Source organism: Microbacterium karelineae, from assembly GCF_009745985.1.
Taxonomy (GTDB): domain Bacteria; phylum Actinomycetota; class Actinomycetes; order Actinomycetales; family Microbacteriaceae; genus Microbacterium; species Microbacterium karelineae.
The window spans coordinates 68,917-82,489 of the sequence record NZ_WFIX01000183.1; the positions used below are offsets into that span (position 1 = coordinate 68,917).

General features: G+C 70.9%; 11 protein-coding genes and 2 tRNA genes. 10 read left to right on the forward strand and 3 right to left on the reverse strand.

Features of this window, described 5'->3' with window-relative positions; translation table 11 throughout:
• Positions 1–13: 13 nt before the first annotated feature.
• A complete protein-coding gene (locus GB932_RS11225) occupies positions 14–1,174 on the reverse strand; it encodes a DUF4192 family protein (RefSeq protein WP_156760789.1) in 1,161 nt (386 codons plus the stop codon).
• 138 nt (positions 1,175–1,312) lie between these two features.
• Between GB932_RS11225 and GB932_RS11230 the strand changes: the two genes are divergently transcribed.
• Both GB932_RS11230 and cls read left to right on the forward strand, forming a co-directional pair.
• Positions 1,313–1,507 carry a hypothetical protein gene (locus tag GB932_RS11230; protein WP_156760790.1) on the forward strand — a complete coding sequence of 65 codons (195 nt, stop codon included), beginning with the start codon at positions 1,313–1,315 and terminating at the stop codon, positions 1,505–1,507.
• A gap of 101 nt (positions 1,508–1,608) precedes the next feature.
• Positions 1,609–3,015, forward strand: coding sequence for a cardiolipin synthase (gene cls, locus GB932_RS11235; protein WP_231916150.1), 1,407 nt, complete (start codon positions 1,609–1,611; stop codon positions 3,013–3,015).
• Here the strand turns inward: cls and GB932_RS11240 are convergent.
• On the reverse strand, positions 2,996–3,997 hold the full coding sequence (locus GB932_RS11240; RefSeq protein ID WP_156760792.1) for a diacylglycerol/lipid kinase family protein: 1,002 nt from the start codon (positions 3,995–3,997) through the stop codon (positions 2,996–2,998). The genes cls and GB932_RS11240 overlap by 20 nt on opposite strands.
• A gap of 42 nt (positions 3,998–4,039) precedes the next feature.
• Here GB932_RS11240 and serS point away from each other — a divergent pair, with 42 nt between their 5' ends.
• From serS to GB932_RS11270, 6 genes are all read left to right on the forward strand, one after another.
• The gene (gene serS / locus GB932_RS11245; protein WP_156760793.1) at positions 4,040–5,311 is read left to right on the forward strand and encodes a serine--tRNA ligase; all 1,272 of its coding nucleotides are present in this window, start codon (positions 4,040–4,042) and stop codon (positions 5,309–5,311) included.
• On the forward strand, positions 5,308–6,153 hold the full coding sequence (locus tag GB932_RS11250; protein ID WP_197517444.1) for an HAD family hydrolase: 846 nt from the start codon (positions 5,308–5,310) through the stop codon (positions 6,151–6,153). The genes serS and GB932_RS11250 overlap by 4 nt, the downstream gene beginning before the upstream one ends.
• Positions 6,154–6,264: 111 nt before the next feature.
• Positions 6,265–6,349 (forward strand) — tRNA-Ser (locus GB932_RS11255).
• A gap of 56 nt (positions 6,350–6,405) precedes the next feature.
• Complete coding sequence (locus tag GB932_RS11260; RefSeq protein ID WP_156760794.1) at positions 6,406–7,650, forward strand: LCP family glycopolymer transferase; 1,245 nt, start codon at positions 6,406–6,408, stop codon at positions 7,648–7,650.
• Positions 7,651–7,720: 70 nt separating this feature from the next.
• Positions 7,721–7,812: transfer RNA gene (locus GB932_RS11265), tRNA-Ser, on the forward strand.
• Between the two features lie 178 nt (positions 7,813–7,990).
• Complete coding sequence (locus GB932_RS11270; protein WP_156760795.1) at positions 7,991–9,238, forward strand: MFS transporter; 1,248 nt, start codon at positions 7,991–7,993, stop codon at positions 9,236–9,238.
• A gap of 9 nt (positions 9,239–9,247) precedes the next feature.
• Here GB932_RS11270 and GB932_RS11275 read toward each other — a convergent pair whose 3' ends face one another.
• Complete coding sequence (locus GB932_RS11275) at positions 9,248–10,903, reverse strand: helix-turn-helix domain-containing protein (RefSeq protein ID WP_197517446.1); 1,656 nt, start codon at positions 10,901–10,903, stop codon at positions 9,248–9,250.
• Between the two features lie 142 nt (positions 10,904–11,045).
• Between GB932_RS11275 and GB932_RS11280 the strand changes: the two genes are divergently transcribed.
• Both GB932_RS11280 and GB932_RS11285 read left to right on the forward strand, forming a co-directional pair.
• Positions 11,046–12,152, forward strand: coding sequence for an alcohol dehydrogenase catalytic domain-containing protein (locus GB932_RS11280; RefSeq protein ID WP_156760797.1), 1,107 nt, complete (start codon positions 11,046–11,048; stop codon positions 12,150–12,152).
• A gap of 51 nt (positions 12,153–12,203) precedes the next feature.
• Positions 12,204–13,571 carry a hypothetical protein gene (locus GB932_RS11285; RefSeq protein WP_156760798.1) on the forward strand — a complete coding sequence of 456 codons (1,368 nt, stop codon included), beginning with the start codon at positions 12,204–12,206 and terminating at the stop codon, positions 13,569–13,571.
• Positions 13,572–13,573 lie beyond the last annotated feature (2 nt).

The window sequence follows — 13,573 nt, forward strand, 5'->3', positions numbered from 1 at the left end:
TGGCGGCGGCGCCTCAGCGGGCCGCCGCCGTCTCGGGCGCGGCGAGGCGCGCGGGCGGGAGCCCGAACGCCGCACCGCGTGCGTCGTAGGCCCAGGCGGGGAGGATCCCCTCGTTCGTCATCCCGGCGATGAGGCGCGGGAGCGTGCCTGCCGGATCGACCTCGATCGCCCGCGCCGCGTAGGCGGCCGCGTGCGTCGCGTTGCCGGTCGCCCACGACAGCCAGGCGCAGACGGCGAGGCACACGCCGACGTGCGTGCGCGGCGCGCGGGCGGCGAGTTCGCGTACGAACTCGCGCGCCCGGCGCAGGCGATCGAGGCGGGGCCGCGGGCCCTCGCCCGCGAGGCGGACGGGGAAGTCGGGTTGGTCTGCCTCGCCGTCGAGCCACTGCCTCTGCCACGCGCAGGCGCGGGTCGCCTCGTCGACGGTTCCGGCCCACAGGGTCAGCACGACGTCCCGCAGGGCGGGGCTGCGGAGGATCCACATCCACGCGGCCGCGCGGGCCGCGGACGTCTTGCCCGCCTCCTCGGCGGGTGCCGCGAAGTAGGCGTACGGGTCGTCGTCGAAGGCGGCGAGCTCGGCGTCGATCTCGCGATCCGATGCGGCCGGGCGCGCGCCGCCCGTATGCCGACGGAACGCATCCTGCGGCAGCGCGGCGAGCGCGCCGAGGTGGCGGGCGACGCACTTCCGATCTCCGTCCTCGGCGGGCGGGAGCGCGATGCCGTCGTCCTGTGCGCGCGCGACGGGTCGATCCGGCTCGGGGTCGGCGGCGGCGATGTCCGACAGAGCGCCGACATCGCCCGTCGCATACGGTGCCCAGCCGTCGGATCCGACGCACAGCTCGTCGACGACGCGCAGCCCGCACGCGTCGGCGCGATCGGCGACGGCCGCGACGAGATCCTCGTGCACGACACCCGTCCCGTCGCGTACCGGTCCATCGGTGTACACGACCGCGACGACGGCCTCGACATCCGGCAGGCGGAGGACGTGCCCGATCGCGGTGGCCGCCACCTGCTCGACCTCGCCGGGGCGAGGCAGGTCGATGCGGAGCGCCCCGCACGTCGCACCCCCGACAAGGGGCACGAGGAGGAGGCTCTCGCGCGGGGTGTACCCGACGACGTGGGGCAGCAGGGCGAGGAGGTGGACGGAGGACGCGGCACGGATCTTCTGAGGCATGCCCCGATGCTCGCGGGCGAGTGCCCCGCGCAGGCGATTGTCCACAGGGCGGCTCGCGAACACCCGCCTGTGGACACGTTGACCCCCCGCTCCGCCGCACTCAGCCGTGCGCCAGAGGCACCGCCGTACAATGGCGGCGTGGATGAGTTCTGGGTGGCAGCCGCGTGGTCGATCGCGCCGACGATCGTCATCGTCGTGCTCTTCTTCTGGATCCTCCGCAGCATCCTGACATTCGACCGCACCGAGCGTCGCGTCTACTCGAAGATCGAGGCGGAGGAGCGCGCGAAGCGCGCCCGGGCCGCAGCGGAAGCCGTATCCCCTCACACCAGCTGACCGTCCCCACGCCCTAGGCTGACGTCAGGGAGCGCGAAGGGGGAGCGGTGGACTGGTTCTCGTGGTCGGCGGTGTGGGCGGTGTTCGTCGTCGTCGTCGACATGACGATCCGCATCGCGGCGGTCATGTTCGTCCCGCCGGGGCGTCGGCCGACGTCGGCGATGGCCTGGCTGCTGCTCATCTTCTTCCTCCCCGTCCCCGGCGTGCTGCTGTTCCTCCTCATCGGGAATCCGCGCCTCCCGAAGAAGCGACGCGAGGTGCAGTCCGAGGTCAACGAGTTCCTGCGCGACGCGAACGAGCACCTCGAGCTCGGCACGCTGCTGCCGAACCCGCCCGAGTGGTTCGAGCAGATCGTGAAGATGAACCGCGAGCTCGGCGCCCTGCCGCTCTCCGGCGACAACGGGGCGCGCCTCATCTCGGGGTATCAGGAGAGCATCGACGCGATGACGGCGGCGATCCGTCAGGCTCAGCGATACGTGCACGTCGAGTTCTACATCCTGAAGGCCGACGCGGCCACAGATGACTTCTTCCGCGCGCTCGAGGAGGCGATCGAGCGCGGCGTGGCTGTGCGCGTGCTCATGGACCACTGGGCGAACCTCTCCAAGCCGCTGCACCGGCAGACGAAGGAGCGGCTCACGAGGATGGGCGCCGATTGGCGGTTCCTGCTTCCGCTCAAGCCTCTGTCTCGCAAGTTCCAGCGCCCCGACCTGCGCAACCACCGCAAGCTCGTCGTGGTCGACGGCGACGTGGCCTTCATCGGATCCCAGAACCTCACGGATCCGTCGTACAACGTGCCGAAGAACATCCGCCGCGGACTGCAGTGGGTCGACCTGATGGTGCGGCTCGACGGGCCGGTCGTGCGCTCGGTCGACGCCGTCTTCCTCACCGACTACTACAGCGAGACGGGCGAGATCCCCCAGGGCATCGATCTCTCGGAGGAGATCCCCGGAACCGACGACTTCGACTGCCAGGTCGTGCCGTCGGGCCCCGGCTTCGAGAACGAGAACAACCTGCAGCTGTTCCTCAGCCTGCTCTACGCGGCGCAGGACAAGGCCATCATGGTGAGCCCGTACTTCGTGCCCGACGAGGCGCTGCTGCGCGCCGTCGCCGCCGCATGCACCCGGGGGGTGCGGGTCGACCTGTTCGTCAGCGAGACGAGCGACCAGGCGATCGTCTACCACGCGCAGCGTAGCTACTACGAGGACCTGCTGCGCATGGGCGTGCGGATCTGGATGTACGAGGCGCCGTACATCCTCCACACGAAGTCGCTCACGGTCGACGACGAGACCGCGGTCATCGGATCGAGCAACATGGACATGCGCTCGTTCGGCCTCAACTTCGAGGTGTCGCTGCTCGTGCGCGGATCCGAGTTCGTCGACCAGGTGCGGGCGGTCGAAGACGACTATCGGGCGCGCAGCCGCGAGCTGACCCTCGAGGAGTGGGGGCGCCGGCCGCTCCGCAGCCGCGCGCTCGACAACCTCGCGCGCCTCACGAGCGCGCTGCAGTGAGGGCGTGCCCGCGCGGCACCACGGCGCGAAGGGCGCCGCGGTCGATCTCGCAGCGGATCCGCGCGGCGTCGCCGTATTCGTCGCCGTCGAGCTCGACGGGGCGCGGCTCCGGGCTCGCGGCCTCGATGCGCTCGCCCGACAGATAGCGGATCGACTGATTGCGCGTGCGCTCGACGACCCGCCGCCCGAGGCGGGAGCGACGCAGCACCGAGTTGTCCCACCACAGCTTCCGCCACACGCCGAGCCAGCCGAACGGCCCGGCGGGCTGGATCAGCGCGACGTCGAGCAGCCCGTCGTCGATGCGCGCGCCCGGCACGAGGTCGATGCCGGCGGGCAGCGCGCCGCAGTTCGCGAACAGCACGCTGTGGACCTTCGCGGAGTGCAGCGACCGCCCCTCGAGCTGGTAGGCGATGCGGAACGGCGCCGACGCCGGCAGCGACCTCGCCGCCCCGTCGACGTACGCCACCCACCCCAGCTGCTTCTTCATCCGCGGGTTCGTGTTCGCGATCATGGCGGCGTCGAGCCCCATGCCCGCCATCACGACGAAGGCGTGCACCTCCTGCTCGCCCGACGCGCGCGTGATCGTCGCGACGCCGATGTCGACGTCGAGGACGTCGCCGTCGAAGGCGGCGCGCACCATCGGATCCATCTCGAGCGGCAGCCGCAGATTGCGCGCGAGGAGGTTGCCCGTGCCGCTCGGCACGATCGCGAGCGGCACACCGGATCCGCGCATCGCCTCCGAGACGGCGCGCACGGTGCCGTCTCCGCCCGCGACGAGCACGACGCTCGCGCCCGCCTCGAGCGCCCGGCGCGTCGCGCCCTGGCCCGGATCCTCGACGCTCGTCTCGACGAGAAGCGGCTCCGGCCATCCCGCCCGGGCGGATCCGTTCGCGACGGCCGCCTGCAGCGCGGCGACGCTCCGGACCTTCACGGGGTTGAACACGAGGGCGGCCCTGCCGTGTCCGTCGCGCCCATCGCCCATGCGATCACTCTAGGACGGCGAGCGCGCGCATACACTTGACGAGTGATCGATCCCGTACTTCTCCGTGAGAATCCCGAGGCCGTCAAGCTGTCGCAGGTCGCGCGCGGCAGCTCGCCCGACACGGTCGACGCCGCGATCGTCGCGGAGGTGTCCCGCCGCGAGGCCCTGACGGCGTTCGAGGAGCTGCGCGCCGAGCAGAACGCGTTCGGGAAGACGGTCGCGAAGGCGCCGAAGGAGGACAAGCCCGCGCTCGTCGCGCAGGCGAAGCAGCTCGCGCAGCGGGTCAAGGAGGCGCAGGCGGCGTCAGCCGAGGCCGAGCAGGCCTATCGCGTCGCCGTCGACCGCATCGAGAACATCGTCATCGACGGCGTCCCCGCCGGCGGCGAGGAGAACTTCGTCACGCTGCGCGAGGTCGGCGAGATCCCGTCGTTCGACTTCACCCCGCGCGACCACCTCGAGCTGGGCGAGATGCTCGGCGCGATCGACATGGAGCGCGGCGCGAAGGTGTCCGGCGCGCGCTTCTACTTCCTCAAGGGCGTCGGCGCGCGGCTCGAGCTCGCGCTCATGAACTACGCGCTGGCCACGGCGCTCGAGAACGACTTCACGCCGATGATCACTCCGACACTCGTGCGGCCCGACGTCATGGCCGGCACCGGCTTCCTCGGCCAGCACTCGGACGAGATCTATCACCTCGAAGAAGACGACCTCTACCTCGTCGGCACGAGCGAGGTCGCGCTCGCGGGATACCACCAGGACGAGATCCTCACCTTCCCCGAGAGCGGATCCATCAAGTACGCCGGCTGGTCGACCTGCTACCGGCGCGAGGCGGGTTCGCACGGCAAGGACACCCGCGGCATCATCCGCGTGCACCAGTTCAACAAGCTCGAGATGTTCGTCTACTGCGACCCGGCACAGGCCGAGCAGGAGCACGAGCGCCTGCTCGCGCTCGAGGAGCGCATGCTGTCGTCGCTCGGGCTCGCGTATCGCGTGATCGACGTCGCGGCGGGGGATCTCGGATCCAGCGCCGCGCGCAAGTTCGACACGGAGGCATGGGTGCCGACGCAGGGCGCGTACCGCGAGCTCACCTCGACGTCGAACTGCACGACGTACCAGGCGCGCCGCCTCGACATCCGGCACCGGCCGGAGGGTGGCGGGAAGACGCAGCCCGTCGCGACGCTCAACGGCACGCTCGCGACGACGCGCTGGATCGTCGCACTGCTCGAGACGCATCAGCAGGCCGACGGATCCGTCGTCGTGCCCGCGCCTCTGCGGCCGTACCTCGGCGGCCTCGAGGTCCTGGAGCCCGTTCGATGACGTTCGAGCCGTCGCCCGTCATCCAGGGCGACGAGCGCCTGCTCATCGCCCTGGACGTCGACGGCACTGTGCTGCTCGAGGATGAATCGTTCAGTCCCGGAGTGCAGGAGGCCGTTCGCCGCGTCGCGGCGCGCGGGCATATCGTGACTCTCGCGACGGGGCGCAGCTGGGACGCGACGCATCCCGTCCTCGATGAGTTCGGCATCGCACCCGAGTATGTCGTGACCGCCAACGGCGCGACGATCATGGAGCGCGCTGAGGCGCTGCCGACGGGCTATCGGCGGCACACGATCGAGACCTTCGATCCGTCCGATGTGCTCACGCACCTCGAGCGGCACCTGCCGGATGCGAACTATCTCGTGGAGCTGGCGGACGGCGCGCGTCTCTACAGCGCGTTCGTCGACGACTGGGGCCTGTCGCGCCCCAACGCCCATCACGCGACGCTCGACGAGATGAAGGCGCACGCCGTGACACGTGTGGTCGTCGTCTCTCCCGATCACGACAACGGCGAGTTCGTCGACTTCGTCGAGAAGATGGGCCTGCACCAGGTGTCGTATTCGGTGGGCTGGTCGGCGTGGCTCGACATCGCGCCGCAGGGCATCGACAAGTCGACGGCTCTCGAGCAGGTGCGCGAGATGCTCGGCGTCGAGCGCGAGCGGGTCGTCGTGATGGGCGATGGCCGCAACGACATCCAGATGCTCGACTGGGCGCGGTCGGGCGGCGGTGAGGCCGTCGTGATGGGCCAGGCGGTTCCCGAGGTGCTCGAGCACGCGTCGCGCGTGACCGGCACGGTGCACGAGGGCGGGGTCGCGCGGGCCCTCGACGAGATCGCGGGCGCCTGACTCACCCGGCTCTTCACGGATCCCCATGGTCCGCTCAGGTGCGACGGGAATCATCGCCCACACGTTCCTCGGCTAGAATCGGGCGCGGTCGGCGCTGCGGCGCCCGACACGGGAGGGTTGTCCGAGCGGCCGAAGGATCTGGTCTTGAAAACCAGCAAGCAGCAATGCTTCGTGGGTTCGAATCCCACACCCTCCGCTGAGTAGTTCGGTCCGCCAGGAAGGGCGCGTGTGAGCAGAACTCCGAGTCACGGTGTGCGTGGACCGATCGCGCGTCACACGAAGCTGCGATCGCCGGGGCTCCTCCTGCAGGGTGTCAAAGCGCTCGCGTTCCTCGTCTCGGCGGCGCTCGTCGCGGTCGTCGGCGTCGGCGCATATGCGTACACCGACTTCACGAGCACGCTGCGCGGCAACTCGATCACCCTCGAGGGGCAGGACACGGATCCGCCCGATGTCGATGTGCTGCCGAATGAGGCCGTCAACATCCTCGTCACCGGCATCGACAAGTGCGAGGCGGACCTGCTCGACGACTTCGGGGGCCGATGCACGGAGGCGATGGCGAAGGAGCAGGAGAGCTCGTTCGCCAGTCAGCTCAACGATGTCAACATGGTCGTGCACATCTCGCCCGAGCCGCGGCACGTCACGGTCATCCAGATCCCGCGCGACATGATGACCTCGCGCCCGGCCTGCACGGACGAGGACGGCAACGCGACATCGCCCGTCGCCATCGCGCAGTTCAACGAGGCGTATGCGACCGGCGGCGTGGACTGCGTCGCGAAGACAGCGGCAGAGCTCACCGGTCTCGACATCGACCACGCGGCGCTCATGACCTGGGGCGGCGTGATCGACATCACGAACGCGATCGGCGGCGTCGACGTGTGCGTCGCCAACGACATCGAGGATCGCGAGCACACGGGACTCGTGCTCGATGCAGGGGAGCACACGCTCGCGGGCATGAGCGCCCTCCAGTTCCTCCGTGTGCGCGAGAGCATCGGCGACGGATCCGACCTCGCCCGCATCGGCAACCAGCAGGTCTACATGGGAGCGCTTGTGCGCAAGCTCGTGAGCAACGAGACGCTGAGCGACGTCGGCGCCCTCCTGCGCCTGTCGCGGGCCGTCGTCGACAACGCGACACTCTCGTCGGGGCTGACGAACGACCCGATGGCGCTCGTGTCGATCGCGAGCGCGCTGTCGGGCGTCCCGACGCAGGAGTACGCGTTCATCCAGATGCCGGCGCTCGACTACCCGGCGGATCCGAACAGGGTCATCCAGGACGAGGCATCGTGGGCGCAGATATTCGAGGCGCTCGCGGCCAATCAGCCGATCATCGTCGAAGAGGAGCCCGAGCCCGGGGCGACGGACGAGCCGACGCCCGATCCGACCGTGGAGCCGACCGGATCGCCCACTCCGAACCCCACGGAGATCCCGCTCCCGAGCAACCTCAGCGGCTCCAACGCCGACGACGAGATCGACTGCGGATCGCAGGAGGTCCTGTTCTGACACGCCACGTTTCGACGTGGCGCCGACGAGCGGGTAACATGGATGAACGTGCCTGCGAGAGCGGGTGCAAGGAGACGTGCCGGAGCGGCCGAACGGACTTCACTGCTAATGAAGGGTCGGGCTAAAACTCGACCGGGGGTTCAAATCCCCCCGTCTCCGCCATGAGAACCCCTGGGTGACCAGGGGTTCTTTTCGTTTCGCGTGCGCACGTGCTCCGTTCAGCCGCGCTCGCTATCCTGGAACGTGGCGCGTGCGCGCGCCGAGAAAGGCTGTGCATCTACCGGCCGTCGGCACCTCCGGCGGACAACGGCGGCACCCACCGCTCACCGTGGAGGTGTCCATGTCACTCACCCGCGCCGCCCAGACGCGACCGGATCAGAAGCCCTCGCTTCTCCGGATCGCCGGCCCCGCGTACTTCGTCATCGCGTTCGTCGCGCGTGTGCCCTACGCGATGATGGTCGTCGGCGTCCTGACCCTCGTCGCGTCCGCGCGCGAGTCGATCTCGGCGGCCGGCCTGAGCTCGGCCGCCGTCGGCATCGGCACGGCATGCTTCGGCGCGCTGCTCGGCGCCGCCGCCGACCGGTTCGGCCAGCGCCGCGTGCTCCTCGCGCTCGCGCTCGCGAACTCGACGCTCATGCTGCTGTTCGCCGCCGCCGTCTACGGCGACGCCTCCGTCGGCCTCGTGCTCGCGACGGCGTTCGGCATCGGGGCGACCGCCCCGCAGGTCGCGCCGATGTCGAGGGCGCGCCTCGTCGGGCTCATCGCCGACCGGATCGCGCCGGAGCGCCGCGCCCGCACGGTGTCGTCGACGATGGCGTACGAGTCGGCCGCCGACGAGACCGTCTTCGTCCTCGGCCCGTTCTTCGTGGGGATCCTCGCGGCCGGGATCGCGCCGTGGGCGCCGCTCGTCGGCGCCGCCGTCCTCACCCTGGCCTTCGTCTGCGCATTCGCGCTGCACCCGACGGGGCGCCGGTCGGATCACGGTCGCGCGGACGGCCGGCCGGCGTCGCCCGTGCGCGACCTCTTCCGCGCGCGGATCCTCGTGATCGTCGCGGGCATGTTCGGCGTCGGCGCGTTCTTCGGCACGACGCTCACCTCGCTGACGTCGTTCATGGCCGACCGCGGCGACGGCGAGAGCGCCGGGGTCATGTACGGGATCATGGGCATCGGATCCGCGGCGCTCGCGCTCGGCGTCTCGATCCTCCCGGCGCGGTTCACCCCGCGGGTCCGGTGGATCGCGTTCGCCGCCATGATGGTGGCCGGCAGCGCGCTCGTCGCCGCCGCGCGCGACATCCCCGCGATGGCGCTCGCCCTCGGCCTCGTCGGCATCGGCGTCGGCCCGACCCTCGTGACGCAGTACAGCTTCGGCGCCGCCCACAGCCCCGCGGGGCGCTCGACGACGGTGATGACGATGCTCGGGTCGAGCCTCATCGTCGGGCAGGCGCTGGGCTCCGCCCTCGCGGGCGAGGTCGCGGAGCGTGCCGGCACGGACTGGGCCGTCGTGCTCCCGGTGATCGCGGCCGCCGTCGTGCTCGCGGCGGGCGCCGCGAACGCGTCGCTCAACCGCCCGGGGCGCATCGTCGCCTGAGCGCCGGGGTCAGCGCCGGGCGGATCCACCGCCCTCGCGCGCGGCGAGGACGTGCAGGGCGAGGTGCGCCTCGAGGCGCCGCGGCGACGCGTCCCAGCCCGCGCCGAGGATCCGCGCGATGCGATCGAGGCGCTGCCGGATCGTGTTCCGATGCACGTGCAGCAGGCGCGCGACGCGCTCGACGACGCCGTCGCTCTCGAGGAACAGGAACGCGGTCCGCACGAGCGACGTGCCGTGGGACGCGTCGTACTCGCGCAGCGGATCCACGGGCGCCGTGAGGCTGGCCGGCAGCTCGCCGCGCCGCGACAGGTCGAGCAGCGCGCTCAGCATCCCGAGGTCGGCCGCGTCGGCGACGCCCGTGCGCCCGAGGGCGATGACGGATCCGTAGGCGAGCTGCGCGCGCGAGTGCGCGTCGGCGATGAGGCGCACATCGTCGACGGGCCCGGCCACGCCGGCCCGCAGCACCCAGCCGCGTGAGGCGAAGAGCTGCGCGGTGCGCTCGGCCCAGGACGCATCGACCGTCGCGAAGCAGATATGGTCCTCGTGCGCGGCCATGATGATCACGCCGTCGCCCACCGATCGCAGGGCCCGCACGCGCTGCTCGCGACCGGCCGCGGGCGCCTCGATGACGACGACGCGCAGCGCGGATCCGGAGGAGATGCCCCAGCGGCGCAGCCAGCGCTCGAGGTGCTCGCGCGGCGCGTCCGGCCGCGCGAGCATGTCGCCCAGCACCTCCGTCTGCAGGCGCAGATCGGCCTCGTCCTGCGCGCGGAGGAACAGCAGCGCGAGGGCGACGTGCGCCGCGATCCGCTCGAGCAGGGCGCGCGCCGTCTCGTCGACGTCGGGCTCCGCGGTGAGCGAGCCGAGGAGCTCGTCACCCGCCGTCACGGGCACGGAGGCGGATCCGCCGAACGACGCCTCCGCCGTCGCCGCGACGACGGATCCCTCGGCGTCGCGCAGTTCGAGGTCGCGCGCGATCGCGCGATGCCCGACGGCGAGGATCCGCTGGACGCTGGGGGCCTCGGTCATGGTGCCGATGAGCTCGTTGTCGAGCGACACCATCGCGCTGATCATCTCGAGCTGCGCGGCGCGATGATCCTTCTCGCGGGCGAGATCGTCCGCGGTGCGCGCCAGCTCCGCGAACCGCATCGACTTGTCGAGGGCGACCGCCGCGTGCCGGCCGAGCGAATCGACGTCGGAGATCTCCTCGGGGGTGAACGCGCGCGGGTGCCGCTCGGCGACCACGAGGGCGCCGAGAGCGCGACCGCCGACGGTGAGAGGCACCCCCATGATCGCCCGCACGCCCTCCGCGCGCACGATCTCGTCGATCTCCGGGATGTGGGTGAGGTGGTCGTCGTCGAGGTAGTCGCGCGTCTGGTACGGCGCGACGCCGCGCGCGATCTGCCCGAGCACGCCCGTGCCGAGCGGCTGCCGCAGCGTGCGGTATCCGTGGGTCGTGACGCCGTCCGTCTGGCGGATGTAGGTCTCGTGCCGCTCGAGGTCGGTGAAGCTGATGTACGCCATATCGGTGCCGAGCAGGGTGCGCGTGCGCCGCACGATCGCCTGCAGCACGTCCTCGACATCGTCCAGCGCCGCGATGTCGGTCGCGGTGTCGAGGAGGATCCGCAGCAGGTCCTCGCGCGTCCGTCGCGACATGTCCGTCATGCATACAAGCATGCACCGAATATGGATTGTGATCCATACCTCCGGCGAGCGGTCCCGGATAGCGTCGCATCGACAGTTGAGCGACGCGGACCGCGATGGTGCACCCGCAGCGGCGGCCCGCTCCGACGAGGGGAGTCCCGCCATGCGGATCACCGGTGCCGTTCTCGAGGAGACCGGCCGCGCCGCGCCGTACACCGCCTCGCGCCCGATCAGCATCTCCGAGCTCGACCTCGGCGAGCCCGGTCCGACCGAGGTCCTCGTGCGCATCGAGGCAGCGGGCGTCTGCCACTCCGATCTGTCTGTCGTCGACGGGAACCGCGTTCGCCCGACGCCGATGCTCCTCGGGCACGAAGCCGCAGGGCGGGTCGTCTCGGCCGGATCCGATGTGACGGATCTCGACGCCGGCGAGCGCGTGACGATGGCGTTCCTGCCGCGATGCGAGGACTGCGACGGGTGCCGCACGGACGGGCGCCTTCCCTGTGAGCGCGGCACCGCGAGCAACAACGCGGGGACCCTCCTGCGCGGCTCGCGGCTCCTCAGCCGCGGCGGCGAGCGGGTCTTCCACCACCTCGGCGTCTCGGGCTTCGCGACCCACGCGGTCGTCGACCGCGCATCGGTCGTCCCGGTCGGCGACGACGTCCCGCCCGAGGTCGCCGCCGTGCTCGGCTGCGCCGTGCTCACCGGCGGGGGCGCGATGCTGAACGCCGTGCGGCGCGAGCGCGGCGAGTCGGTCGTCATCGTCGGCCTGGGCGGCGTCGGCGTCGCGGCGCTCATCGCGGCCGTCGCCGAGAACGCGGGCCCCGTGATCGCGGTCGACTCGGTGCGGGAGAAGCTCGAGCTCGCTCTCGAGCTCGGCGCCGACGAGGCCGTCACGCCCGACGAGCTCGCCGAGCGCGGGATCCGGGCGGCACACGCCCTCGAATGCGCGGGCCACCCGCGCGCATTCGAGACGGCGTTCCGTGCAACGATGCCCGGCGGGCGCACCGTGACCGTCGGGCTCCCGCACCCCGAGGCGCTCGCGGAGGTCTCACCGCTCACGATCACCGCCGAGGCGCGCACGATCATCGGGAGCTACCTCGGATCCGCCGTCCCGGCCCGCGACATCCCGCGCTTCGCGCAGTGGTGGCGCGAGGGGCGATTCCCCGTCGAGAAGCTCATCAGCCGCCGCATCCGGCTCGAGGACATCAACGACGCCATGGACGAGCTCGCCGAGGGGCGCGCCGTCCGCCAGGTCATCCTCTTCGACTGATCCGCACGCCGTGCGGCGACGACGCCGCACCCGAGAGAAGGACGCAATCCGATGTCACGCAGCTATCCGAATCCGTGGAAGGCCGGGCCGTTCGATGTCCGTCTTCCGTTCCTGCACTACCGCTTCGAGTGGCGCGACTACTCGCAGGGGCTCGTCATGTGCGCCGTCGACCTCGGCGCGATCCCGCTCATGCAGGAGCTGCTGGGCATGCCGTTCGAGGCGGCGCTCGCGATCGTCGTCATCAACGGCCTGCTCTATCTCCTGCACCACATGCTGGGCGATCCCGTCATCCCCGGCTGGATCACCCCGGCGATCCCGCTGCTCACGCTCTACCTCAACGAGTTCCCGGTGGAGCAGAGGGTGCATGCGCTGATCGCGTTCCAGCTGCTTCTCGGCGCCTTCTCGATCACGCTGGGGGCGACGGGCCTCGCCGCGAAGGTCGTCAGGGTCGTGCCGAACGCCCTCCGCGCGGGCATCGTGATCGGCGCGGGCGTCGCCGCGGTGCAGGGCGTGTTCGCGGCGGGCGGGCGTTTCGAGACCTTCCCCTGGACGATCTCGATCGCCGTGGGCCTGGCCTTCTTCCTCATGTACTCGAACGCGTTCAAGCGACTGCAGCGCCGCAGCCGCGCGGCCGAGTTCCTCGGCAGCCTCGGGATCCTCCCCGCGATCCTCGTCGCGGTCTTCGTCGCGCCGATGTTCGGCGAGGCGCCGTGGCCGCAGATCGAGTGGGGGATCTCCTCGCCCGACTTCGTGACGATGTTCACGCAGTACACCGTGTTCGGCGTCGGCCTGCCGCCCGTGATGATGTTCGTCACGGCGATCCCGACGGTGCTCGCCGCCTACATCGTCGTCTTCGGCGACGTGATCCAGGCGAAGGCCGTGCTGTCGGAGGCCGACGCGTTCCGTCCCGACGAGAAGGTGGTCTACGACCCGAATCGCGCGCACCTCATCTTCGGCGGCCGCAACCTGCTGATGGGGATCTTCGGCCCCGACAACGCGATGTGCGGTCCGCTCTGGGCGGCGATGCACGTGACGACGACGGAGCGCTACAAGAAGGGTCCCGCCTCGATGCAGTCGATCTTCGGCGGCGCCGGGTGGTTCCGGTGGGGCACCAACACGGGACTCTTCCTGCTGCCGATCGTGTCGCTGCTCGAGCCGATCCTCGGGGTCGCGCTCGCACTGACACTCCTCATCCAGGGCTTCGTCTCGATCCGCGTGGGGATCATGGAGGCGGCCAGCCGAACGGATCTCGGCGTCGCGGGCGTGATCGCGGCGATCCTCGCGACGAAGGGCGCGGCCTGGGGATTCGGCGCCGGGATCGTGCTGTGCCTGCTGATCTACACGGTCGACTTCTTCCGCGGCGAAAGCGATGGCCTGTTCTCGGAGAAGCCGGCCGAGGAGGACTCCCCGCGCGAGTGAAC